General features: G+C 70.3%; 19 protein-coding genes. 13 read left to right on the top strand and 6 right to left on the bottom strand.

Translation table 11 applies throughout. The annotated features are described in order from the left end of the window. From ON26_RS07840 to lipA, 5 genes are all read left to right on the top strand, one after another. A partial coding sequence (locus tag ON26_RS07840) for a 2-oxo acid dehydrogenase subunit E2 (RefSeq protein WP_040795305.1) occupies window positions 1–662 on the top strand: 662 nt, incomplete at its 5' end. Between the two features lie 21 nt (window positions 663–683). Beyond that, window positions 684–1,586, top strand: a complete 903-nt coding sequence (locus ON26_RS07835) for a TIGR01777 family oxidoreductase (protein ID WP_040795304.1) — start codon at window positions 684–686, stop codon at window positions 1,584–1,586. A gap of 120 nt (window positions 1,587–1,706) precedes the next feature. Continuing rightward, on the top strand, window positions 1,707–2,240 hold the full coding sequence (locus ON26_RS07830; protein ID WP_040795303.1) for a GNAT family N-acetyltransferase: 534 nt from the start codon (window positions 1,707–1,709) through the stop codon (window positions 2,238–2,240). Between the two features lie 87 nt (window positions 2,241–2,327). After that, window positions 2,328–3,062, top strand: coding sequence for a lipoyl(octanoyl) transferase LipB (lipB, locus tag ON26_RS07825; protein ID WP_040795345.1), 735 nt, complete (start codon window positions 2,328–2,330; stop codon window positions 3,060–3,062). Between the two features lie 10 nt (window positions 3,063–3,072). After that, the gene (gene lipA / locus ON26_RS07820) at window positions 3,073–4,140 is read left to right on the top strand and encodes a lipoyl synthase (RefSeq protein WP_040795302.1); all 1,068 of its coding nucleotides are present in this window, start codon (window positions 3,073–3,075) and stop codon (window positions 4,138–4,140) included. Window positions 4,141–4,373: 233 nt separating this feature from the next. Here the strand turns inward: lipA and ON26_RS07815 are convergent, their stop codons facing one another. Together ON26_RS07815 and ON26_RS07810 are read right to left on the bottom strand one after the other, a co-directional pair. Further along, entirely contained in the window at window positions 4,374–4,616 is a 243-nt protein-coding gene (locus tag ON26_RS07815) for a hypothetical protein (protein WP_040795301.1), read from the bottom strand. Between the two features lie 224 nt (window positions 4,617–4,840). After that, window positions 4,841–5,062 (bottom strand): hypothetical protein, encoded by a 222-nt coding sequence (locus ON26_RS07810; RefSeq protein ID WP_040795300.1) that lies wholly within the window; start codon window positions 5,060–5,062, stop codon window positions 4,841–4,843. 206 nt (window positions 5,063–5,268) lie between these two features. On the opposite strand from ON26_RS07810, the gene ON26_RS07805 reads away from it, so the two are divergent. From ON26_RS07805 to ON26_RS07775, 7 genes are all read left to right on the top strand, one after another. After that, window positions 5,269–6,090, top strand: coding sequence for a hypothetical protein (locus tag ON26_RS07805; RefSeq protein ID WP_051026800.1), 822 nt, complete (start codon window positions 5,269–5,271; stop codon window positions 6,088–6,090). Next, window positions 6,087–7,175, top strand: a complete 1,089-nt coding sequence (locus ON26_RS07800; protein WP_040795299.1) for a hypothetical protein — start codon at window positions 6,087–6,089, stop codon at window positions 7,173–7,175. Before ON26_RS07805 ends, ON26_RS07800 begins: the two co-directional genes overlap by 4 nt. Beyond that, window positions 7,172–8,650, top strand: a complete 1,479-nt coding sequence (locus ON26_RS07795; protein WP_040795298.1) for a hypothetical protein — start codon at window positions 7,172–7,174, stop codon at window positions 8,648–8,650. Before ON26_RS07800 ends, ON26_RS07795 begins: the two co-directional genes overlap by 4 nt. After that, window positions 8,647–9,954 (top strand): AAA domain-containing protein, encoded by a 1,308-nt coding sequence (locus ON26_RS34890; RefSeq protein WP_040795297.1) that lies wholly within the window; start codon window positions 8,647–8,649, stop codon window positions 9,952–9,954. The genes ON26_RS07795 and ON26_RS34890 overlap by 4 nt, the downstream gene beginning before the upstream one ends. Before the next feature lie 330 nt (window positions 9,955–10,284). Continuing rightward, window positions 10,285–10,629, top strand: a complete 345-nt coding sequence (locus ON26_RS07785) for a hypothetical protein (protein ID WP_040795296.1) — start codon at window positions 10,285–10,287, stop codon at window positions 10,627–10,629. A 60-nt stretch (window positions 10,630–10,689) separates the two neighbouring features. Beyond that, on the top strand, window positions 10,690–11,364 hold the full coding sequence (locus tag ON26_RS31525; RefSeq protein ID WP_157171818.1) for a TetR/AcrR family transcriptional regulator: 675 nt from the start codon (window positions 10,690–10,692) through the stop codon (window positions 11,362–11,364). A 112-nt stretch (window positions 11,365–11,476) separates the two neighbouring features. Then, the gene (locus ON26_RS07775) at window positions 11,477–11,869 is read left to right on the top strand and encodes an SRPBCC family protein (protein WP_051026798.1); all 393 of its coding nucleotides are present in this window, start codon (window positions 11,477–11,479) and stop codon (window positions 11,867–11,869) included. A 92-nt stretch (window positions 11,870–11,961) separates the two neighbouring features. Here the strand turns inward: ON26_RS07775 and ON26_RS07770 are convergent, their stop codons facing one another. Together ON26_RS07770 and ON26_RS07765 are read right to left on the bottom strand one after the other, a co-directional pair. After that, window positions 11,962–13,353: an RNA polymerase sigma factor gene (locus ON26_RS07770; RefSeq protein ID WP_083883870.1), complete on the bottom strand. Its 1,392-nt coding sequence runs from the start codon at window positions 13,351–13,353 to the stop codon at window positions 11,962–11,964. Next, window positions 13,341–13,712 carry a YciI family protein gene (locus tag ON26_RS07765; RefSeq protein WP_040795295.1) on the bottom strand — a complete coding sequence of 124 codons (372 nt, stop codon included), beginning with the start codon at window positions 13,710–13,712 and terminating at the stop codon, window positions 13,341–13,343. The genes ON26_RS07770 and ON26_RS07765 overlap by 13 nt, the downstream gene beginning before the upstream one ends. A gap of 352 nt (window positions 13,713–14,064) precedes the next feature. On the opposite strand from ON26_RS07765, the gene ON26_RS07760 reads away from it, so the two are divergent. Continuing rightward, a complete protein-coding gene (locus tag ON26_RS07760) occupies window positions 14,065–16,302 on the top strand; it encodes a 3'-5' exonuclease (RefSeq protein ID WP_040795294.1) in 2,238 nt (745 codons plus the stop codon). Window positions 16,303–16,329: 27 nt separating this feature from the next. On the opposite strand, the gene ON26_RS07755 is transcribed toward ON26_RS07760, so the two are convergent. Continuing rightward, the gene (locus ON26_RS07755) at window positions 16,330–21,246 is read right to left on the bottom strand and encodes a DEAD/DEAH box helicase family protein (protein ID WP_040795293.1); all 4,917 of its coding nucleotides are present in this window, start codon (window positions 21,244–21,246) and stop codon (window positions 16,330–16,332) included. Continuing rightward, a complete protein-coding gene (locus ON26_RS07750; RefSeq protein ID WP_040795292.1) occupies window positions 21,243–24,602 on the bottom strand; it encodes a hypothetical protein in 3,360 nt (1,119 codons plus the stop codon). Before ON26_RS07750 ends, ON26_RS07755 begins: the two co-directional genes overlap by 4 nt. Window positions 24,603–24,789 lie beyond the last annotated feature (187 nt).

Genomic DNA, 24,789 nt, shown 5'->3' with positions numbered 1-24,789 from the left:
AGTCGCTGCAGACCACCGCGCAGCTCACCCAGGTCCACGAGGCCGACGTCACCAAGATCGCGGCGCTGCGCGCGCAGGCCAAGGCGGCGTTCAAGGAGCGCGAGGGCGTCAACCTGACGTTCCTGCCGTTCTTCGCCAAGGCCGTGGTCGAGGCGCTCGGCGTGCATCCGAACGTCAACGCCTCCTACAACGAGGACGCCAAGGAGATCACCTACCACGCCTCGGTGCACCTCGGCATCGCCGTCGACACCGAGCAGGGCCTGCTGTCCCCGGTGATCCACAACGCCAGCGATCTGTCGCTGGCCGGTCTGGCCCGCGCCATCGCCGATATCGCCGACCGCGCCCGCAACGGCGGTCTCAAGCCCGACGAGCTGGCCGGCGGCACCTTCACCATCACCAATATCGGCAGCCAGGGCGCGCTGTTCGACACCCCGATCCTGGTCCCGCCGCAGGCGGCCATGCTCGGCACCGGCGCGATCGTCAAGCGCCCGGTGGTGGTGACCGACGAGACCGGCGGCGAATCCATCGGCGTGCGGTCGATGTGCTACCTGCCCCTCACCTACGATCACCGCCTCATCGACGGCGCCGACGCGGGTCGCTTCCTGACCACGATCCGGCACCGCCTCGAAGAGGCCGCGTTCGAGGCGGATCTGGGTCTGTAGGCCTGGGTCCGTAGCACGTCGATGAAGGTCGTGATCGCCGGATCATCCGGATCGATCGGGACGGCGCTGGTCGCCGCACTGCGACGGGACGGGCACGAAGTCGCCCGGCTCGTGCGCCGTCCCATCGCCGCCCGAGACGAGTTCACCTGGCATCCCGCGCGCGCCGAGCTCGACACTCGGGCGCTGCGGGGCGCCGACGCGGTGGTGAACCTCTGCGGGGCGAGCCTCGGACGGCGGCGCTGGACCGGCAGTTTCAAACAGGAGCTGCGCGACAGCCGCATCACACCCACCGATGTGTTGTCCACCGCGGCGGCCGCCGCGGGCGTGCCGGTGCTGGTCAACGCCAGCGGCGTGCACTACTACGGCGGCGCCACCGGCGATCGCGTCATCGACGAAACCGATCCCCCCGGCACCGGGTTCCTCGCGACCCTGTGCCGGGATTGGGAAGCCGCCACCGAACCGGCGCGCGCCGCGGGCGTGCGCACAGTGTTGTTGCGCAGCGGCGTGGTGCTCGCCCGGCACGGCGGCATGCTCAGCATGCTGCGCCCGATCTACCGGCTCGGCCTCGGCGGACGCCTCGGTAACGGCCGCCAGTACACGCCGTGGATCTCCATGGAAGACGAGATCGGCGCGATCCTGTTCGCCCTGACCGAGGACACCCTCGCCGGCCCGGTCAACGCCGTCGGGCCCGCCCCGGTCACCAACGCCGAGTTCAACCATGCCCTCGGCCGGGCGCTGGGCAGGCGCACCCCGCTGATAGTGCCCGCCGTCGCCCTGCGCGCGGTGATCGGCGAGTTCGCCGACGAGGCGATCCTGCGCGGCCCGCGCGCCATCCCGGCCGCGCTGGAGAAGGCCGGCTACCAGTTCCGCCATCCCACCATCGGCTCCGCGCTGACCGCGCTCATGGACTCCGACGCACGCTGAGACCGGCCGTCGGCACCGGCGCGCCGTCAGGTCCGCGTGACCGAGCACTCATTGCCTGCTACCGCTGTGACCAGCCATGATCGGTGACGGCCGCCGTCCGCCGACTTCTGGAGTCCTTCGTTGACCGTCACGCACGCCCGTCCCGAGACCGTCATCCGCGACGCCACCGAGGACGACCTGCCCGCGATCCTGGAACTCCACAACGTCAACATCGCGACCTCCACCGCGCTGTGGGACGTGGAGAAGGCCGACCTCGCCGACCGCACGGCCTGGTTCCGCGATCGCCGCGGCGCGGGCATGCCGGTGCTGATCGCCGAGGTCGACGGCGAGTTCGCCGGCTACGCCCACTACGGACAGTTCCGTCCGAAGGTCGGCTACCGCTACAGCGTCGAGAACTCCGTCTACATCGCCGAGCGTTTCCACCGCCGCGGCCTGGCCTCCGCCCTGCTCGGTGCACTGATCGAACGCGCCCGCAGCTCGGGGCGCGTGCACGCGATGATCGCCGCCATCGAATCCGGCAACACCGCCTCCATCGCCCTGCACGAGCGTTTCGGCTTCGTCGAGGTCGGCCGGATGCCCGAGGTGGGCCGCAAATTCGACCGCTGGCTGGACCTCACCCTGCTGCAATTGACCATCCCCGTGGCAGGCGACTGAGGCCGTTGTCGCAGGTCGGCAACACTGTGGCGGCGACCACAGCGGGTCGCTGTGATCACCTCCAGGCCCGGGCGTAACGTCGTGATCGTGAACGACACGCGCACCGCTCGGTCCGCCCGCTTCGACACCGCACCCGTCGTCGTCGAGGACCTCGGTCTCATCGACTATCACGCCGCCTGGGAACTGCAGCGCACCATCGCCGCCGAACGCGCCGAGAACGCCGGTTCCGACCGTCTGCTCCTGCTCGAGCACCCGTCCGTCTTCACCGCGGGCCGCCGCACCGAGGAAGCCGACCTGCCCATCGACGGCAGTCCCGTCGTCCAGGTCGATCGCGGCGGCAAGATCACCTGGCACGGCCCCGGCCAGCTCGTCGGCTATCCGATCGTCCGCCTGGCCGAGCCCGTCGACGTCGTCGACTACGTGCGCCGCCTCGAAGAAGCCCTGATCAGCGTGTGCAGCGACCTCGGCCTGACCGTCGGCCGCGTCGAGGGCCGTTCCGGCGTCTGGCTGCCTGCCACCGAATTCCTCGCCGAACGCAAGGTCGCCGCCATCGGCATCCGCGTGCAGCGCGGCGTCGCCCTGCACGGCATCTCGCTGAACTGCAATTCCGCCCTCGACGGCTTCCAGGCCATCGTTCCCTGCGGCATCCCCGACGCCGGCGTCACCACCCTGACCCGCGAACTCGACCGCGAGGTCACCGTCGCGGAGGTCAAGCCCATGGTCGCCACCGCCATCGTGCAGGCACTCAACGGCGATCTGCCGGTCCGCGAGCACGACATTCCTCGCACACCGGCCGCCGAGCCGGATCCGGCACGCGCGTAAGGTCGATCAAGTGACCTCAGTCGACACCCCGACACCGCAGGGCGACACCCCCGCCCCCGCCGCTCCGGCCACCCCCACAGCGAACGGCCGCAAACTCCTGCGTATCGAGGCGCGCAACGCGCAGACCCCGATCGAACGCAAGCCGAAGTGGATCCGCACCCGCGCGACCATGGGCCCCGAGTACAGCGAACTCAAGGGCCTGGTCAAGCGCGAGGGCCTGCACACCGTCTGTGAAGAGGCGGGCTGCCCCAACATCTTCGAATGCTGGGAAGACCGCGAAGCCACCTTCCTCATCGGCGGCGAACAGTGCACCCGCCGCTGCGACTTCTGCCAGATCGACACCGGCAAGCCCGCCGCCCTCGACCGCGACGAGCCCCGCCGCGTGGCCGAATCCGTCCAGGCGATGGGCCTGCGCTACTCCACCATCACCGGCGTGGCCCGCGACGATCTCGACGACGGCGGCGCCTGGCTCTACGCCGAAACCGTGCGCGCCATCAAGCGACTCAACCCCGCGACCGGCGTCGAGCTGCTCATCCCCGACTTCAACGCCGACCCGGCCCAGCTCGCCGAGGTCTTCGACGCCCGCCCCGAGGTGCTCGCCCACAACCTGGAGACGGTCCCGCGCATCTTCAAGCGCATCCGACCCGCCTTCCGCTACGAGCGCTCGCTGTCGGTCCTCACCGCCGCCCGCGAAGCGGGCCTGGTCACCAAGTCCAACCTGATCCTCGGCATGGGCGAGACCCCCGAGGAGGTCACGCAGGCCATGCGCGACCTGCACGAAGCAGGCTGCGACATTCTCACCATCACCCAATACCTGCGCCCCTCCCCCCGCCACCACCCCGTCGACCGCTGGGTCAAGCCCGAGGAGTTCGTCGAGCACTCCAAGGCCGCCGAGGACATGGGCTTCGCCGGCGTCATGGCCGGCCCCCTGGTTCGCTCCTCCTATCGAGCCGGCCGCCTCTACGCCCAGGCCATGGCCCACCACGGCCGCGAGATCCCGGCCGCCATGTCCCACCTCGCCGAAGAAGGCACCGCCTCCCAGGAGGCCTCCGCCGTTCTCGCCCGCTTCGGCAACTGAACTCCCCCGGCCCCGGCCGGCGCCCACACGCGTCGGCCGGGCGCCCCTCGGCTGAGCGACCTTCCAGGCCCGGTCACCCAACGTGACCACGACGTCGACGGATCCTCCCAGCGCGGCAATGTACGCGCGGATGGTATCGATGCCCGGTATCCGGTCGCCGCACCCCCGAACGCGATCCGTGGCAAGCCGCCCCGAAACGAGCGGCTCGATCGCCCACGACAGCCGAGCGCGCGTCAGCGGCGAGATTCCCGCTCGTCGTCCGCCAGCCCCTTCGGCCGATCGTCGACCTGCTCGACATGATGCTCGACCGACTCCCCGTCGGCCGGGTCGTGCCCGGGAATCATCAACTCCCCGTGGGTGATCGGCGCCATATTCCCGAGCTCGCCGTTGCGCTGTTTGTTCCGGACGACTCGGATAGCGACCAAACACCCCGCCAGGATCGCGATGGGCAGGATGACAGCCAGTAGGAACTCCACGCCCCCGATCCTAGGTAACCCGTTCGGACGCCGGACATCTCCACCACTCGACAGAGCCGAACAGAGCGCTTACCACTGCACGAAGCAGTTCCGGATACACCGGCCGGGTCGTGGTCATCGGCCCCGGCGACTACGACCCGGCCGCACCGTGACGTCATCGGCTGCGAGCGGACGGCCCGCGACTGCGCCGTGCCCGCGTCAACGGCGGGCACGGCCACGTGATCTCAGCGCATCGCGCAGATCTGCCCCAGCAGCGGCCCGTACGGGTTGTAGAACAACTGCACGATGTTTCCGAGTACCGGTGCGCACAGCAGCGGATCCACCACCTGCGCCGAGCCGGTCTCCGATACAGCCGATGCCACACCGGGCAGTTCCTGCGCCCCGGCGCTCGCCGCCGGGCCCAGCAATGCGGACGCCAGCGCGACAGCGGCAACGGACTTTCTCATACGTACATCCCTTCGACGAAACAACTTGCGCGCCAGAGGGTATTCGCACGAACTTCGTTGCGCCAGTATGGATTTCCTCGAACCGGCAGTAACCGGTATGCCTTTCGCGCGCCGATGCGCACGGCCCGAACGGAACAAAAGTTCGAAACGCGGGAAACACTGGCAAACACTGGACTTCACTGGAATATCTGGATAACCTTCGCCTCGTGCCAGACACCGCCCAGCAATTGGAGGACCGCATCGCGGAATTGCGCGCCTCCGTCCGGCGCGCGGTGTCCGCCGGCGACCGCGTCGGCGCCCGGCAACTGCGCGCGGAACTCAGGCAGGCGGAGAACGCCTGGGAGGACGCGGTTCTCGGCATCGAACTCGGTGAGGAGCCCGCCGAACCGGCGCCGGCCGTCCCGGTCCGCGAACACGTGCACCGGGCCCTGACCCTGCTCGGCGCCCCGGCCGCGCCGAAACTGGTGCTCGGCGTGCACGAGGCGTTCTTCTCCGGCGAACTCGTCCCCGCCCGCCTCACCAGCCTGCGCCGCGACGAGGAGCGCTCGTTCCGCTCCGCCCCGCAGGCCCGCCCGTACTACATCTGCTCGGCGCTCACCACCGACCTGCTCGCCCCCGCGCGCGGCCTGCTCGCGGTCAGCACCTGGCCGTTGGACAAGCGCATGATCGGTCCGCTCAGCCCGCGAGTGGATCTGCTGACCAGCACGATCCGCCTCGCCGAATACCTGGCCGCGCAGCCGTCCACCGACCGCCGCGCCCGGCGTGTGCTGTGGAAACTGGCGATCTCCGTCCCCGGCGTGCGCGGCGGACCCGACTCCATCGACCTCGCGGATGTCGTCGACTGCGCGACCCGCGAACTGTCCGTTCACCGGTCCGAGGACGCCGACCGGCGTGCCGAGGCGGCGCAACGGGCGAACAATCGACTCGACCACACCGCCCAGTTGTTCGGCGTCCGTCTCGGTCTGGCGGACCGGCGAGCAGACCGGTACGGCGATGTGGCAGGCACGCGACGGAAAGAGGTGGGATGAACACACTTTCGGCACGGCTGGACGAACTGCGTGGTGCGGCGCCGGCGTGCCGTCACAACGCCAGGACGATCGCGGCGTTGACGGCGAATCCCGGGTGCACCCGGCGTGCGCTGCTCGACGCCGCGGCGGTCGACAAGGCCGCCGTCGCGCGGCATCTCGGCTTCCCCCCGACCTTCGGACAGTCGCAGTTCGCGATCACCCGCGGCAATGCCTTCGAGGCGATGGTCAAGGCCAACGGCTGCGCCGACCTGCTCGCCCTGCTGCGCGAACGGCTCGACCTCACCATTCCCGAGGTGGCGTATCACAATCTCGAGGCCGTCGGCGACAACACCTCCAACGCCATCCGCTACCGCCGCACCCGCCAGTTGTTCGAGCAGGCCGTCGACTCCGGCGAGGGCACCCTGTTCGACCATCCGATGCTGCGGCTGGAAATCGCCGGGGCCACCGCCTATCTGGAACCGGATGTCGTCGCGCTGCGCCTGGGCGGTCGGTTCCATGTCGTCGAGATCAAGTCGTTCCCGGTCGTCGACGGCCAGGCCGATCCCACCCAGGTCGCCGCGGCCGCGCGCCAGTCCGCCGTCTACGTGATCGCCCTGCGCGAGCTGATGCGCGAGATCGGCGCGGACCCGGAGAAACTGGTCTCCCACAACGTGATCCTGGTGTGCACCACGGACTTCAGCAACCGGCCGACCGCCGAACTGGTCGACCTGCGCAAGCAGATCGCGGTGGTCTCCCGTCAGCTCTCCCGCCTGACCTCGATCGACGAACTGGTCCGCAGGCTGCCCGAGGAAGCGAGTTTCGCCCTCGGTGACCGGCTCGCCGACACCCTGGCCGACATCCCGGCCCGCTACGCCCCGGACTGCATGTCGACCTGCGAACTGGCCTTCGCCTGCCGCGACGAGGCCCGCTCCCAGGGCTGCGTCGACGTGCTCGGCCGCACCGTCTGCGACGAACTCGGCGGCTTGGACAATATCGACGTGGTCCTGTCCCTGGCCGAGGGATCCCTGGAACTGGGCGAGGAGTTCGCCGACATCACCGAGGTCCTGCGGCAGGCGCACCGGCTGCGCCTGGAGATCGCCGGATGAGCGTGCTGACCGCGCTGGCCCGCATGGAAGCGATGCGGGCCGGGCGCGCCCAGCCGATCGCCGACCTCTGCCACACCCATCTGTCCGACCGCCCGCTGGTCATGGTGCCGCTCAAACTGGCCGGTGAGGCCGCCGCGCCCCTGGCGATCATGGTCGGCTCGGACGCCGCGACCCCGCGCCTGCTGATCGTGCCGCAGCCCCGCGACCGCGTGCTGCGCCTGCGTTTCATCGCCGAGCTCGCCGACATCGTGCTGCCCTACATCACCCGGCACACCCTCGAGACCGAGGAGCGCACCACCAAGGCGGGCGAGACCTACCAGCGCTGCCTGGACGCCCCGCAACTGTGGGTGCCCAATACCGGCGGCGTCGAATTCCTCGGCCTGCTCGGACGTTCGGTCCGCTTCCACCGCCCCGACGGCGACAACCCCGTGCCGCCGTCGATCCCGCTGCTCGGCCGCTGGCTCACCTGGTTCCGTGACCGCGCCGAGCATCCGGGGTCCAGCGTGACCCTCCCCATGACCTCGGTGCTGTCCGCGCACTGGGCCAGCGGCCAATCGCCGCTCGAGGACGCCAATCTCGCCGCCCTGCTCGGCTGGATCGCGCCCCCGCCCGGCCGCACCGGCCAGGAAGCCGCCGCCCGCGCCGAGGACCCGCTCTCGGTCCCGCCCGCCGGCCCCGCCACCGATCCCGGCTTCGACAACGAGGAGCTCGCTCCCCTGATCGCCTCCTACGACGAGGCGACCGACGAGACCGCGCGCTCGGTCGCGTTTCAGCGCATCGAACGTGCCCTGCACAAGCAGATCGAACCCACCTGGCAACTCGTGTGGCAGGGCATGTCGCTGCTGCGCGCCCTGCCCACCGCGCCGCACACCGAAGGCCGCTGGTCCGACGACATCGCCGCCTTCTCCTACTTCCTCGACACCATCCCCGAAGGCACCCCGCAACCCCGCCGCGACTCCGCGGTCTCGGCCGCCCGTCGCCTGCTCGACCGCGAACGCGCTCTGGAGCGCTACGACGCCGAACGCGCCTTCGACGACCCCCGCGTCATGCTCGAACACCGCCTCGCCGGAACGGCTTTCACCGGCACCGTCGTCGACGTCGAACCGACCCGCACCGAGGCCAAGGGCTCCCGCAAGGTGCTGCGTCCCCACCTGCGGGTCCGAACCAGCGACCCGTTCACCGCCGTCCCCGGCGAAAAGCTCTGCAATATCAACCATCCCAAGCAGTCCGGCACGGTCCTCGAGGTCGACGGCGACACCGTCGCGCTGGAACTCTCCGGCGGCATGGGCCGCAAACTCGTTCCCGATCCCGGCACCGTCCCCGAGCTCGGCGCGGCCATCGGCTTCGCGCGCTTCACCCCCGGCGGCTCGTCGCGGCCCCCGAAACTGCCCACCCGCGAGGAAACCCCCTGGACGCACGGCGGACCGCCGCCCGAATGGGTGCCCACCGCGGACACTTTCGAGGAGCAGTCATGACCACCGACACCGGCCGCGCCGCCGACGCCGCCGTCGCGGGCATCCTCACCGACCTCGCCACCTCCACCAACCGCGCGATCGTCGTCGACTCTCCGCCCGGCGCGGGAAAATCCACCCTCGTGGTCAAGGCCGCCCGCCAGCTCGCCGAAGCCGGCGACCAGCACATGATCGTCGCCCAGACCAACGAACAGGTCGACGACCTCATCGAACGCCTCGCCACCGCCGACCCCGGCCTGGCCATCGGCCGGGTCTCCGCGGCCGGCTACCTGCCCTCCGAACGCGTCACCCGCCCGAATGTGACCGTCGCGCAGAAGGTCACCGACCTCGCCGACCGCACCGTCGTCATCGGCACCGCCGCCAAATGGGCCACCATCGACGAGGGCCGGTGGCAGCACGCCATCATCGACGAGGCGTACCAGATGCGCTCGGACATGCTCCTGCGCATCGCCAACCGCTTCGACCGCGGCCTGTTCGTGGGCGATCCCGGCCAGCTCGACCCCTTCGCCACCGTCGACACCGGCCGCTGGGCGGGTCTCACCTGGGATCCCACCACCAGCGCCGTCTCGGTCATGCTCGCCAACAACCCCGACATCCGCCCGCACAGCCTGCCCGTCTCCTGGCGCCTGTCGGCCACCGCCGCCCCCGTCGTCTCCGCCGCCTTCTACCCCTTCAACGAGTTCCGCGCGGGTACCGGCCCCGCCGCCCGCACCCTGACCTACTCCGCCCGCGGTCTGCCCACGCCCGTCGACGCCGTCCTCGACGAAGCCGCCGAGCACGGCTGGGGCTGGTACGAACTCCCCGCCCGCCACGCCCTGCGCACCGACAGCGAAGCCATCCGCGCCGTCGCCGACATCACCCGCCGCCTCCTGGAGCGCGCCCCCACCGCCCACTCCGAGCAGGGCACGCATACCGTCACCATCGACCGCGTCGCCATCGGCACCGCCCACCGCGACCAGGCCGAAGCCATCCGCACCGCCCTGCGCGGCACCCCCGCCGAAGCTGTCACCGTCGACACCGCCAACCGTCTGCAAGGCCGCGAGTACGACGTCACCGTGATCCTGCACCCGCTCTCCGGCCGCCGCGACGCCAGCGCCTTCCACCTCGAAGCGGGCCGCCTCTGCGTGCTGGCCTCCCGTCACCGGCACGCCTGCATCATGGTCGGCCGTGCCGGAATCCCCGAACTCCTCGATGCCCACCCCTCGGCCGAACCGGTGCATCTCGGAGTGCCGGTGAAGTTCCCCGACGGCTGGGAGGCCAACCAGGCGATCCTGAGCCACCTCGAACGCCACCGCGTGCGGGCCTGAGGCGACAGACCGGCCGAGCGGTCGCGGCCGGGACCATGCCGATGGCGACAGTCCCGCGCGGCTCCCCCGCACCGACCCACCGACCCTTGTGCCCGATACCCCTGTGTTCCACACTGGACGTACAACCGCCGTCACCTCGCCGCCCCGGCATCACCTGTCGATGGCTTCACGGTAGCCCCGGTGCGGCCTTCCTCTCGAGCCGCCGGTGACCCGGTGGAAGTCGCCCATACGAGCGTCGGCGGTGGTCACCATGGCGTGTGCGAACTTGACATCGACGTCGTCGGCCGCACCGAACCGAATCATGTCCCGGAGACAGAGGAGGCCGCCATCATGAGCGCTCGGCACCGGGCGATCACCACCGCTGCGGCGTGCGCGGCCGCGCTGGTTCTCACCGGCGCGGGCGCGGGCGAATCCACCGCGGGCGAATTCACGCAGCCCAGCACCGATCCCTATGTCGTGCAATGCCTGGACGGGGGCTACGGCATGGCGCAGTGGAGCGACGGCACCACGCGCTACTCCGAATCGTGCGTCGAAGGTGGCGGTGGGCCGCCCAACTACGGGCAGCCGGGCCCCAACGTGCCCAACGTGCCGGGCGCCCCGGCGTTACCCGGTGGACCCGGCGTCCCGAACGTGCCGGGCGACTTCGGCGGTCCGGCGGCGCCCAACGTGCCGTAAGCGCGCGATATTCGCCGGAACACCCTTGTGTTGAATACGGCAGCGGTCCATCATTGATATGTGACCTCAGTCACCCCTCGTCGCTACGACTCCACCCGCCGCCGCCGGATGGCCGAAAGCACCCGCGGCGACATCGTCGCCGCCGCGACCCGCTTGTTCCTCGACCGCGGCTGGGCAGGCGCCTCGGTGCGCGATATCGCCAGGGAAGCCGGGTGCGCGGTGGAGACCGTCTATGCCAGCGTCGGAGGCAAACGCGAACTGCTGAAGGTCGCCCTCGACATCGGTGTCGTCGGCGACCACGAACCGATTCCCTTCCTGGAACGTCCGGAACTGCAGGTCGTGGCCGAGGGCCGCGTGCGTGAACGCGCGATGGCCGGTGCCCGGCTCGCAGCAGCGATCTACCGGCGCACCGCGGCATTGCAGCGCGTGCTCGACCAGGCCCGCCGGGCCGACGCCGAACTCGCCGAGGTCTGGGCGACCACACGGCGTGACTACCGGGTGTCCGTCGAGGCCATGCTCATCCGCGTGGCAGGCCGCCCTCTCACCGCTACCGAACTCGACGCGATGGCCGCCGTGCTCGGTCACACCGTCTACCTCCAGCTCACCGAGGAGTCGAGGTGGACGGACGAGCAGTACGCCACCTGGGCGGCCGAGGCCATCGTCCGGCTGCTCGCTCTCGATCAGGAGTCACCCTCATGTCCGTCGACACGGAAGCCCCCGCCGACACCCGAGTGATGAACCTCGTCCACCGCGCCATGCGCCGCGATCTCGCGCGGGCGCACGACGTCCTCCTCGATTGGCCGCACCCCTTCGATGAACAGCGCGTCGCTCTGGCCGACCACCTGCTGTGGATGATGGACTTCCTGCACCATCACCACGAGCCGTCGGCGCCCGCTTCCGTGGCCACAATCGTTCCGCATCCTCCCGATGGAGCACCACCAACACCATCCTCACCGCCGATCCACCGCACGAGATCGCCTGGCTCACCCACTACACCGCGGGCCGCGACAGGACCGAATGGCGATACGTCCTCGAACCGACCCGGAACGGAACACGTATCACGCAGGTCTACCGCGTGATCGCGATGCCCTGGTGGTTCGACCGGGCCGTCTGGATCCTCACCCCGGCGCACCACGACCGACGCGAGGCGCTGCGCGGAGACCTCCTCCGCCTCGGGGAGCTCGCCGCGCGCCCGCACCGGGCACCGCACACCGCCGAACCGGCGACGATCGCCCAGTAGTCACAGCCGATCCCGCGCCCACCCGGCACCGGCCCCTGTGTGGTGCGGTGCCTGAACGACGGCACGGCCAGGTGGAGCGACGGCACGACCGGCTACTCCGAATGGTGCGCCACCGGAAACGGCAGCCCGCACGACCCGGACGGGTACGGGCCACCCGGGCCGGTGGAACCCGGGGTGCCGGGCGGCCCCATAGTTCCCGGTGGTCCGATGACGCCGGGAGTCCCGTCGCAGAAGCCCGGCGCCGGCCTCGCGGCGCCGGGCACCGCCGAGCGCCGGAGGTCGAGCGCGTCCCTCGCCTCGGCCAGAAATCGCCGTTCGGCACTGTCGTGCGACAGATCGATCGCACGCGTGTACGCGGCGTGGGCTTCCTCCGCACGCCCGAGCGCAGCGCAGAGGTGGGCGCGAATCGCCCAGCCGGGCTGGAAGCGCCGGTCGCCGACTTCGGCGTCCAGCACGGCCAGGCCCGCGGCCGGACCGTGGACGCGGGCGGTCGCGGCGGCCAGCGAGGTCGCGCTGCCGAGTGTCGGGGCGAGACGGTGCAGGGCGCGGTGGGCGTCGAGGATGACAGCCGGGTCGGCGCCCGCGCCTTCGGCTGCCTGAACGGCGGCTTCGAGTTGGTAGCGGCCGAGCGTGGCGAACGCGTAGGCGCGCCGCAGATGGGCGTACCCCCGGGCGAGGAGTTCGGCGTCCCACCGGCCACGGTCCTGCCGTTCCAACGGAACGTAGCGCCCCTCGGCGTCTCGCCGCGCCGGAGCGCGGGCCGTGCACAGGTCGATGAGGGCCGCGAGCCCGTGCGCCTCGGGATCCTCGGGCAGCACCTCGGTCAGCACCTCCGCCAGATAGAGCGCCTCGCCGGTCAGCGACTCGTGCAGTTCCCGCCCGGTGCTGTGCCAGTCGATGGCGAAGGCGCCGTAGACGGTTTCGAGCACGGCGTCCACCCGCGCCGGGAATTCCGCACGATCGGGCACGCGAAAAGGGATGCGCGCGTCGCGGATCCGCGTCTTCGCCCGGGTCAGCCGGGCCGCCATCGTCGCCTTGGGCACGGCGAAGGCCCGGCCGATCTGGTCGGCCGTGCAGCCGAGCAGGGTGTTGAGCATCAACGGCGTCCGGACAGCCGGGTCGATCGCCGGATGCGCGCAGACGAACATGAGCTCGAGCCGACGGTCCTCGAGCTCGTCCGGATCGATGCGGTCCAGCAGGCGCAGATCATGACGCCGGAGGTCGAGCGCGACGGTGCGACGAACGGGCGCGCCCGCGGCGACATCACGAACCCGATTGCGCGCCACGGTCAGCAACCAGGCGTCCGGGTTGGCGGGCACGCCGTCGACCGGCCATCTGCGCACCGCGCGTTCGAAGGCGTCGGCGAGCGCGTCCTCGGCAGCCGTGACATCACCACAGCGAGCCGCGAGCAGCGCCAGCAGCCGGCCGTAGGACGTGCGGGCCGCCTCGGCGGCCCGCGACGCCGCATCGGTCACGCCGTCCATTCCCCGGCGACACACGAGGTCGCGACGGGCCGCACCTCCACCATCGCGTAACTCGCCGCCGGGCACTTCTCCGCCCAGCCGAGCGCCGCGTCGAGATCGGGCACGTCGACGACGAACACCCCGGCCAGCGCTTCCTTCGTCGCCGCGAACGGCCCGTCCTGCACCTGCAACGACCCGTTGCGCCGAGTCACCGTGGTCGTCGCCTCCTGGCACGCCAGAATGTCCGCGCCGACCAGCACCCCGGCCTCGTGCAGCGCGCGCCCGTAAGTGCCGAACGCCTGCTGCATCTCCTCGATCGCCTCGGCCGGGATCTCGCCTTCGGCCGGCTCGTCGTTGTGGATCAGGAACGCGTATCGCATCGGTCTCTCCTTCGCCGGGGCCGGATCCAGTATCCGGCATCAACCCTCGCGCAGAGATGACGATCGAGCCCGCGCCGAATCGACAGCACCGACGGCTGTGATCGCACCCCGCCGTCCCGCGTGGCCGATCACCGGCTCGATCGCGGTCGGGATGTCGATGGATCGACCGACACGGCGACGCGTCACCGCCCGGTACGGTCGCAGATCATGGTCACCGTGACGAGCGCCGATGGCCGCGACGGCGACCCGATGTGAAAGCGCGCCCGGGCCCTGGGATGCTCGGGATCGACGGAAACCGGGGGCGCGGCCGTTCGGCCGCGAGCGGGGGTGACAGAGGCGAGGAGTTTCGGGGATGGCGCTGGTCGTGTTGGCCACGAACAACAAGTCGATGCCGCGGCTCGACGGGTCGATCAAGCACAAGGTCTACGACTTCTTCGAGAAGGTCAGGGCCGACGACACCCTGCCGGGACTGCACATCGAGCCCATCCAGGGCGCCGCCGATCAGCGGGTCCGCACCGGGCGGGTCGACAGCAACTACCGGGCCATCATGTTCCGGATCGACGGCAAGGCAGGCGACACCACCTACATCTACCTCGGCACCTGGAAGCACGATGTCGCCAACAAGCTGGCGGAGAAGTCGACGCTGCGGGTGAACCCGGTCAACGGCGTGCTCGAGGGCATCGTCGGTGAGCTCGACGGGCGGTCCGATCGCAAGAAGCGCTCGGTGGTTCCCGATCCGACGGGGCAACTGGCCCGGCTCGCGGTGACCGATCCGGTCGGCTATCTCAGCCACGTCGGCTACACGATGGTCGATCTGACCGATCGGCTCGGCCTCGACCCGGAACTCGCCGCGAGCGCGCTGGCCGCCGCCGATCAGGACGAGGTGCTCGCGGTCGCGCAGAGCACCGAGGTCGCCTGGCAGCAGAACGCGCTGCTCGAACTGGCGGTCGGTCGCCGGATCGACGACATCCGCGACACGCTCGGATTCACCGAGACGCCGGTCGACGAGAGCCTCGACGAGAGCGAGCAGATCCTCGCCGCGCTGGCTCACCCGGCGACGAGGATGCAGTTCACGCTGATCGACGACAATGCCGAGCTGCGCCAGGTGATCGAGGAGGGTGACTTCGCGGCATGGCGGACCTTCCTGCATCCCAATCAGCGCCGGTATGTGGAGAGGAGCTATCGCGGCGCCTTCCGGCTGTCCGGCGGCGCGGGAACCGGCAAGACCGTGGTGGCGCTGCACCGGGCGAAGCACCTGCTCGACCGTGATCCGAACGCCAGGGTCGTTCTGACGACCTTCAACAAGACGCTGGCCATGACCATGGAAGCCGACCTGCGGGCGCTGGATCCGACGATTCCGATCGCCGCCCACCTCGGGGATCCGGGCGTGTTCGTCGCCGGGGTGGACAGTCTGGCGCAGGCCGTGGTGAGCAAGGCGCCCGATCACCACTACCAGGCGGCCGCCGAACAGGTGCTCGGGCCCGGCTCGGGTGGCAGGCGACGCAAACGGGTCGGCGACGACCAGGGCTGGCCGGAGGCCGTCCGGGCGGCGGGCGACGGTCTCGACCCGCGCCTGCGCACCAGCGGGTTCCTCGCGCCGGAGTATGTGGGGGTGATCCTCGGCAACGAGGTCACCACGGTCGAGCAGTACGCGCGGGTGCCGCGCGCCGGGCGCGGCGTCCGGCTGTCCAGGGCACAGCGCCTCGCGGTATGGCGAGTGGTCGAGGAATACCGGAAGCTCGGCCGGGCCGCAGGCAGGCTCAGTTACCCGGAAGTGCTCGCCGTGGCCGCGGCCGTGCTGCGGGTGCGGGCCGAATCCGAGGACCGTTACCTCGCCGACCACGTCATCGTCGACGAGGCCCAGGACCTGCACGCGACCCATTGGCGGCTGCTGCGCGCCCTGGTGCCGGAGGGACCGGACGACCTGTTCATCGCCGAGGACTCCCACCAGCGCATCTACGGCCAGCCGGTGGTGTTGCAGCGGCTCGGCATCAATATCCGTGGCCGCAGCAGCAGGCTGACCCTGAACTACCGGACCACGGCCCAGAATCTGCACTTCGCGGTCAGCATCCTGGAAGGGGCCGACTACCGGGATCTCGAGGAGGGCGAGGAGACCACCGCGGGCTACACCTGCGCCCGGCTCGGCCCCGATCCCCGATTGATCCAATGCGCCTCACCCGACGAGCAGTTCCGGGTCGTCGCCGAGAACATCCGCGCCTGGCTCGACCGGCCCGGCACCATGCCGGGCGATGTCGCCGTCCTCACCAGGGCCGCACTGGATCGCGACAGGTTCGTGCAGGAACTGAACAGGCGCGGCATTCCCGCCGCCGCGCTGGACAAGGACCCGGCGACCGGCGACGCGGTGCAGGTGCTGACCATGCACCGGGGCAAGGGCATGGAATTCCGCTGTGTCGTCCTCGCCGGAATCGACACCGAGCACGTGCCCGCCAGGATGGCCGCGCAGGTGCCCGAGGAGGAGCAGGCCGACGCCAGGCAGCGGGAGCGCTCGCTGCTGTATGTCGCGGCCAGCCGGGCCAGGGACGAGCTGGTCGTCACCTGGTCCGGTGTGCGCTCGGAGCTGTTGCGCTGAGGCCGCGGCGGCGCGGGTGAGCCGCTGTCAGCGGGCCGACAGCAGCTCGCCCAGCTCGGCCGCGCTGGTGGATTCCATCGGCACCACGTGGAATCCGTCGGCCGCCAAGCCGGTGTCGCGGTCGTCGTCCGCCCCTTGGACCACCACGACCTTCGCTTCCGGCCAGACGATGTCGACCGGCCAGTAATACCGCCCGATCTCGGTGTCGACCTCCGGTTCCGGCACGCCGAGGCGCGCCAGTTCGGCGAGCAGTGCGCGCACCGCCTCGGTGGCGTGGACGGCCGCCACTTCCCACGCCGGTTCGGCCGCGGCGGCCGGGCTCACCAGTTCCAGCCCGGCGAACACTTCCAGCGCACCCGCCCGCGCGAGCTGGTGGTGGAAGCGCTCGTTGCGGTAGGAGCGCAGGCAGCCGTAGCAGGAGGTCTCGATGCCGCATTCGCAGTGCGCCACCCGGTCGGCGGCGAACTTCAGCACCTTGTCCAGTTTCCGGGCGATCTGCCCGGCCGCGCCCGCGCCGGCCGGGACCGTATCGAACAGCACGATGCTGCGGGCGCCGTCAGCGCTCCACGACAGCGTGCCGTCGATATCGTCGCGGCTGATCTCCAATGCCTCCGAGGCGCCTTCGAGCAGGGCGTAGAGCACCGACAACCACTTCGATTCGGAGGCCTTGTCGTAGCTGAAGTCGGAGAAGGTGAACTCCGCGACATCGGTTTCGTAGCTGTGCGACAGCGACACCACCGACGGCTTGCCCGCACAGGGCACGCCCGTCACGGGATGGTCGTGCCTGGTCGAGGCTTTCGCGACGAACGGGTCGGCCCACCCGCACCACGGGCACAACGCGAACCCGGAGCCCGCGCCTTCCCCGATCACCATCATCCTGGCCCTGGTGCCCGCGCGGGCCCGCACTTGCACGCCGCCCGCCGACTGCCAGGGGAAGACGTCCGAGCTCTCTCCGATGGACTGCACGTAGGTGGCTCCGGACCAGGTGCGCCGTGGCGTCTCCGAGCGCACGTCCTGCGGAAGTCGTTCGGCGACGAAACCGAACTCCGGGAACACGCAGTGCCGGATCGCGCCGAAATCCTGGTGGCAGTTCGGGCACTGTGCGCCCGGATCGAGCTCGTGGCCGCATTCCAGGTGCTTGCATTCCCGGCAGACCCGGTATTTCAGTTCCACCAGTTCGCGTTTGGGCAGCTTGTGCAGCCCGCGCGAGGTCCAGATCTTGCCGCCCGCCACGACCTGATTGCCGGGCGCGTAGTCGAAGATCGCCTGGCCGAGATCACGCGAGAGCTCCAGCTTCGCGCCCACCTCGCTGTCACAGTGCGCGGTCCGCAGTTCGACGGTGTCGACGGGGAAGCCGTACTTGGGCAGCACGTTCTTGTTCGCCAGGTAGCCGAGCAGCTGACGTTCCCGGATCGTGCGCAGGGTCTTCTGCAATTTGCCGCCGAACGACAGCTTCCCGGCCTCGACCGCCTCCTCGATCAACGCGTCGAAAACCGCGATGTCATTGGTGATGTCGAGTTCGGCCACCGCCAGGGTCTTGCACAGTTCCTCGACCCAGCTGTCGTCGTCCACGCCGATCTCGGCGGCCGTGCCGGCCGGGAGCACCGCGCGCAACGATCGCCGCACCCGCTCCGGCACCGGGGTCAGGAATTCGCGCACCCCGGCGGCCGCGGATTCACCGCTGTCGCCGGGCTCGAAGAACGGCCCGGCATGCCGCCATTCGGATCCGTCCGTGTCGTATCGGGCCCGGAAGTAGGCGGCCAGTGCGATGGAATGCGCGTGCCTGCGGCCGATGCGCGCATTGTCGATGGGAATCCACGGGATCCGCATGACGCCGGCGATCATGGCGGCCGGATTCGCGAACTTCGACAGGTCGTGGGAACTGCGATTGGCGTAGGTGACGACCAGCGCCGCCGACGCCGCGCGGCGTCCGGCCCGGCCGGCGCGCTGGACGTAATTGGCGGTCTTGGGCGGCATATTGCGCAGCATCACGGCCTGCAGTTCGCCGACGTCCACACCGAGCTCGAAGGTCGTCGAGCAGGAGAGCACATTGACCTCACCGGCGATGAACTCGCGTTGCACGGTGGCTGCCTCGCTCGCCGCCCACTGCGCGGTGTGCTCCTGCGCGGTCAGCGGCACTTTCGCCAGGGTGCGGTAGAGCGTGCGGTAATGGTTGGTGTCCTGCTCGAGCGAGGGCACCTCGTAGGGGGTGAGCGCGCCGGTGCAGGTGCCGTGCGGGCAGACGCCGCGAATGTCGTTGATGGTGAGCCTGCGGCAGATCCCGCAGCGGTACCAGCTGCGATCCGAGCCCGGCTGCAGCCGCAGCTTCTCGTGGGAGAGCTGGTAGACGACGCCTGCGCCGCGATCCTGTTCGGCCTCGAAATAGCCGGCGGCATTCAGGAAATCCCAGCAGGCGTCGAGCACCTTGTCCGCCGGCGCGGCCGAGCCCAGCGCGGCGAGCACTTTGCGCACCAACAGGATCCGGTTGTTGATCGTGCCCGGCTTGCCGCCGGGTCGCCAGCTGATGATGCGCTTACGCCGGTCGGAATCCGCCGAGCGCATGCGGATGCGGGCGTTGCGCGGTTCGAACAGCGGATGGGTGATGTCGACATCGGGAAGCAAGGTCAGGACTCCTTGCAACCGAACGGTTTTCACCAGCTCCGCGAACAGGCCCCACAGCTCGTCCTCGGTGAGCCCCAGCCGGGTGAGTCCCGCGGGCAGGGGTGTTTTCCTGGTGCGCATCAGCGACACCGCCAAGACGCCGAGCCCCTCGAGCGACTGGCGCTGATCCATCGACATGAGCTCGGCCATCACCCACGGGTTCACCTCGCGCAGCTTCTTCGACCGCGTGGCGTCCTCGTCGAAGTGCCCGGCCTGTTCGGCGACCCGCTTCACCTCGGCGGCGAGGTCCTCCACCGACAGCGGCTCACCGGCATTGCGCGGATCGAACAGCGCCTCGGTGAGGTAGCGGCGGGTGAGCATGCTGCCGTAGGTGCTCGACAGATACGGCGCCGCGAAGGCCGCCGCCTGCCGGGAGTCGGAGAACATCAGCAGCTTCCTGCCGCCCCCGACCTGGTCGGCCTCCTCACCCTCGGCAGCGGGAAGATGCTGGTAGAGGGCGGTCGCGATGACCGCGGGCGCGGCGTTGACGTCGGTACGCAGGCGCCGGATGACCTGTTTGGCGAGCGCCCCGCATTCGGTGCAGGTGCTCATCACCCGCCGGGCGCCGCGATGCTCGCGCACCGGCAGCTCCGGTCCGCCCGGACAGTCCCGCGGGCAGGGCGACCCCAGGGCGCCACAGCCGGTGCACAGGGTCTGCGCTCCGGTCTCGCCGGGATTGTCTCCCTCGTCGGCCAGCGTCGTCTCGTCCTCGTCGACCACCTCGCCGGAGGCCCGATCGGTCAGCACCAGCCAGCGCACGGCGGTGTCCTTGGTGGCGGGCCGGAAGAACGATCCGCCTTCCTCGACGATCCGTTCCCCGGCCAGATGCACGGCGCCGCAGCGCTGGCAGGTGCCGAACTCGAACACCGCGCGCCCGGTCCGCGGGTCGATCTCGTGACGGCTGAGGAACACCCGTGGGCCGTCGTCGGCGAAGCTGACGTAGGCGCCCTCGGTGGCACGCACGAACTGGTGATACCGGGCCGAGAGCACCGGATTCCCGCCCGAGTCCACGACCTTCGAGCCGAGCGCGACCAGCGCCTCCAGCTTGCGCGCGCCCTGTTCGTCGCCGGGCCACAGCTTCGCGGCCAAGGCGTCGACCTCGATCGGGCCCGCGTGCGCGTGGGCTTTGAGGTCGGCGATCCGCCGCTCGGCATACAGTGCCTCGGCGACATCACCGGAGGGGACGTGATCGCCGATGTCCCCGAGATCGGCATCGGGCTCGGCCAGGCGCAACAGGTCGTCGTCGGCGATGGTCCAGGTGGGTTCGTCGCGACGGCGCATCCGGGTCGCGGTGACCAGATCCTGGCGGCCGGGATCGCCCGCGTCGAACTCGAACTCGGCGTCGAAGAGCTTGGCCGCGAATTCCGTTGCCTCGATGCCCTGCCGGTCCTCGCTGCTGCCCGACAGCGACGCCGAGGTGGCGATGCAACGCAGCGGCCGGTCGCCGCCGACCCGATCGCGCAACCTGCGCAGCAGCAGCGCCACTTCGGCGCCCTGCGCGCCGTCGTAGACATGGGCTTCGTCGAGCACGATGAAGCGCCAGGTGCCCTCGCGCTTTCCGTCGAACAGATCCAGATCGCGCGGGCGCAGCAGCAGGTACTCGAGCATCGCGTAGTTGGTCAGCAGCAGGTGCGGCGGCGCGGCCCGCATCTCCTCGCGGCTGAGCAGCTCGTTGGGCAGGCGTTCGACGCCGGGATACATTCGCGCGTAGCCGGATTCGGCGTCGGCGCGCTTGTCCCTCGTCTCGCCGGTGTAGCGGCCGAAGGTGAGTTCCGGAGTGGCGGCCAGCAGTTCACGCAGACGTTTCAGCTGGTCGTTGGCCAATGCGTTCATCGGGTACAGCAGCAGCGCCCGCACCCCCAGGCCGAGTGTTCCGGCGGCCTTCTCGGCGATCAGCTCGTTGAGGATCGGCAGCAGGAAGCTCTCCGTCTTACCCGAACCGGTACCGGTGCTCACCACCAGATTGCGTCCGGCGACGACCTTGCGGATCGCGGTCTCCTGATGCCGGTACAGCGGCCGATCCAGCGCCATGGTCGTGTCGAACGCGGCGAAATCCGGGTGCAGCACCCCCTCGGCGACGAGCTCGCGCAGCGACGCGCCCGGCTCGTACGGCGGGGTGAGCTCGAGCAGCGGCCCCTTGGTGAGCAGTGCGGTGCCGTCGACCTCCCGGTCGAACGCCTCGGCCAGTTCCGGATCGCGGGGTGCGACAAGCGTTTTCAGGTAGCGCTTGTAGCTCGATTCGATGGCGGCGCCGGCCGCGAGGGGATCCAGCCGGTCGGTCACAGCGGCTCTCCGATCAGGTCGCGGTGCAGGCCGTAGGTGACGAGCGCGTCGGCGATCAGCAGGTCCGTGCAGACCATCGACGGGCACAATCGCGCCAGCGTGGCCCAGTCCGCGCGCAGCCCCGGTGAGATGGGAGCACCCTTGATCCGGCCACGAGCGGTCAGCCGGGCCACCACGGCGAGCAGGAGCGACTGCATCGACATCAGCATCCACGGCAGCGCGCTGGTGTCGATGCCCGCCAGTGCCTCGTTCCTGGCGACGACCTGGTCGTAGGCGGGGCGGGAAGCCCGGCGCGCGACGGCGAGCAGGTCGCGGGTTCCGGTGGTCAGCCGGAGCCGGGCGGGGTCGTTCTGCCAGGTGAGCCGCCGCTCGAAGGCCTCGAACATGGCCGAGGTGCGGGTATCGGTGTCCAGCAGGGCGGCGGGCACGATCTCACACGCCACCTTCAGGGCGTGGACCTGCTCCGCGTCGAAACCGTGCAGCATCGCCGCCGACCGGTCGAAGATGCCCTCGCGCGGGTCACCGACTTTGCCGGACAGCAACTCCCGCAGCCGCTCGCCACCCGCGTCGGTCAGCCTGGCGAGCAGTTCCTGCCAGGTCGCCGACCCCCGGTCATCGGCGGCGGCCGGGAGATCGGCGATGTCGAGCAGGCATCCGATCCACGGGTTCTCCGGTGCGCCCGCCCGTACGGGCGAGGCGAAATCCCGCTCGATCAATCCGGACGCGATCAGCAGTGCGGGGTGCTCCTCTTGGGGAATCGTGCTCTGCGCCAGGGTCTCCAGGGCCGAGCGCGGATCGGTGGCCAGGGCGTCGTACAACGTGGCCCGCATGGGCCCGGCGTTCTCCGGCAACGTCGTCAGTGCCGCCCACACCTCGGGCACGGCGGCGCTGTGGGCCGGGGCCGGGCCGTGTCCGGACAGGAAGCGCGACAGTTCGGTGCGCACCGGGTCCGGGTCGGTGAACCAGCCGGGCTGGGAAACCGACAGTGCGTCCTCACCCGGACGGTCCGGCACCTGTGTCACCGACCAGGGATCGTCGACGAACACCTCGACCGTCAACGGTCCCGCATCGATCAGATCCTGCGGCAGCGACGCTCGTCCGTTCTCGATCGCCACGTGCTCGGGTTCGCGCCAGGGCGCGGTATCGGCCCATACCGACGCGGCCAGATCCGCCCCGGTCGCGCCGTCGAACAGCAGGCACCCGTCCGCCACCCGGACGCCCGTGCACAGCACCGGCGGCCGTACTCGCGCCAACGTCACGTGATGCGTCGCGCCGTCGGGGGTGTCGATGCGGGCCAGCAACGAGGACACCCCGGCCGTCCGCGCGGTGTCGAGGAACGCGCGGGTGGGCACCTGGAAGACATTGCCGCCGACGACCTGCGGCTGTTCCAGCTGCAGCACCTCGCCGTCCCGATCGACGAGCGCGATGTCGACTTGCACGTCGCCGGGGATCCGGGCCGCCACCGTCGCGTGCTCGTCCAGCTGGTCGATCGTCAGGGCGGCCGCGGTCGTGCGCCACTGCGCGACGCCGCCGATGCCGTCCACCCGGATCTCGATGTGTGGCGGCCGCACCGACAGTCGCTCCACATCGCCACCGACGGCCACCCGGAGCTCGGCGTCGCGGACATCTCCGGCGAAGTGCATGCCGGTGGTGTCGACGCTCAGCGGCGGACAGGCGGTGACCGTGCAGGAGGTCGGGGTGAGCCCGTCGGCGGCGGGCTTGCGGAACTCGGAGGTGTAGCCGATGTCGAGTCCCTCGGCCAGGAACAGCGAGTGGCGCAGGTCCGAGCCGAGCGGACCGCTCACGACCACGTCGAACATGCCGAGCAGTCCCGACGCGACCCCGTCGAAAGGATCGAGTTCGGTGGCCTCGTCGCCGGATTCCCATTCCTCGTCGGTCAGCCAGTCCACGGTGCCCGCGCGGCGGGTGCGGACCCGCCAGGTGGTCGGTTCGCTCGTCGCGGGCAGGGCCACCGCCGGGCGCTCGCCGTAGACCGACAGGCCGTTGCGCGTCGTCACACCCTCGACCGGAGCACCGAGTTCCAGGCGCGCGGCGGCCCCGGCCCGCACCTGCCGCACCGGGCCGACGAGATTGCCGCGCCGCCATCGCACGCCGCCGGCCTCGGTCAGGTCGTAGACCCGCGCCCGCCATTCGCTCCAGCCGACCGGCGTCTGCTCGTCGACCGGCTCCATCGGCAGCTGGGTGTGCGTGTCGAGCAGCGCGGTGTCGTGCGGGCAGACCGCGATGATCGCCCCGCGCGGCAGCGCCAGATGCCGGGAGAGCGAGCGACCCGACTCGTCGAACAACAGCAGCGGGTCGTCCTTGTCGACCAACGGGATACGCACCTGCTCGGCGAGCGACTCGTGGGCGAGGACGATCTGGCGCACCGGGCGCGGCACCGGCACAGGCGTCGCCGGTTGTGCCTGGCCCTCGACGGTGCCCCACGCGCGCTCGGCGTAGACGGTATGCGCGGCGCCGTCGAAGGACACCCGCCAGGGACTCTCCGGCGCGGCGACCGGATACGGCACTTCGACCACGACCTGCTGATCGAGAGACGAGTACGCGACGACCGGATTCCTGGTGCGGACGACCGCGGCGGGTTCCCGCGGCCCCGAACCCAGCGGGCGCTGGGCGAGCCGGTCGATCAGCGCGTCGAGCAGGAGGTTCGGCAGGCCGGTGGTGGCGGTGTCGAGGTCGAGATCGTTGGCGGCTTCCGGGTGCTCGGCGAAGTATGCGGCGAACTCGATGATCCGGTCGACGATATCGACGGCGACCTCACCGCCGAGCCGGAGGAAATTGCGCACCGGAACATCGAGCCGGTTCAGCCGATATCCCATGCCCGGTTCGGTCAGCCATTCGACCACCGCCGCGCCGTTGGCGTCGCGCCCGGCGGCGATGTGCTCGTCGATCACGTCGACGAGATCGTCGAGACAGTGCACCGGGATGCCGGCGTGCACCGCCATGGCCTGGACGTACTGCCCGTCCAGTTCCGGGAACCGGCGCAGGCCGAACTTGCTCAGCAGCGACTCGAGCTCCTCACGCAGGACCTTCTCGAATTCGAGATCGCGCGCGAGATCGAGCTCCTCCCAGAAGCTGTCCCAATACCGGTTGCGGTCGTAGTACATGCCCGCGTGACCGATCAGGGTGGTCAGCGTGAGCGCGGGAAACTTCTGGACGACCAACTCCGGACCGAGCGAGCGATGGTACTTGCGCACCATTTGCGCGAACAGTTCCGCCGATCGCGCGATCTCGTCGGCATCGAGATTGAGCTCGACGAACAACGACACCCGCCGCAGATCTTCGGCACGGGTCAGCTCCATCTCCCGCGCCTGCTGCACCAGGAACGACTCAGCCATCGCCGGATCCCCTTACCTCCACCGCGCCGAGCTCCGTCGTCCTGCTCGGAACGCCCGCACATCTTCGCATCACCACGCGCCCGGCTCGCGCCGGCCACGTCTGTCGTGCACCCTGTCGTTCATCGGCCGGCAAACGCTACCGCCCCGGTTGCCGCGCTCTGAACGGGTGCACGACGAACCGGACACC

Source organism: Nocardia higoensis NBRC 100133 (genome assembly GCF_000308595.1).
GTDB lineage: Bacteria > Actinomycetota > Actinomycetes > Mycobacteriales > Mycobacteriaceae > Nocardia > Nocardia higoensis.
The sequence above is the reverse complement of the archived record's forward strand: the minus strand, read 5'-3'. Positions and strand labels throughout refer to the sequence as shown.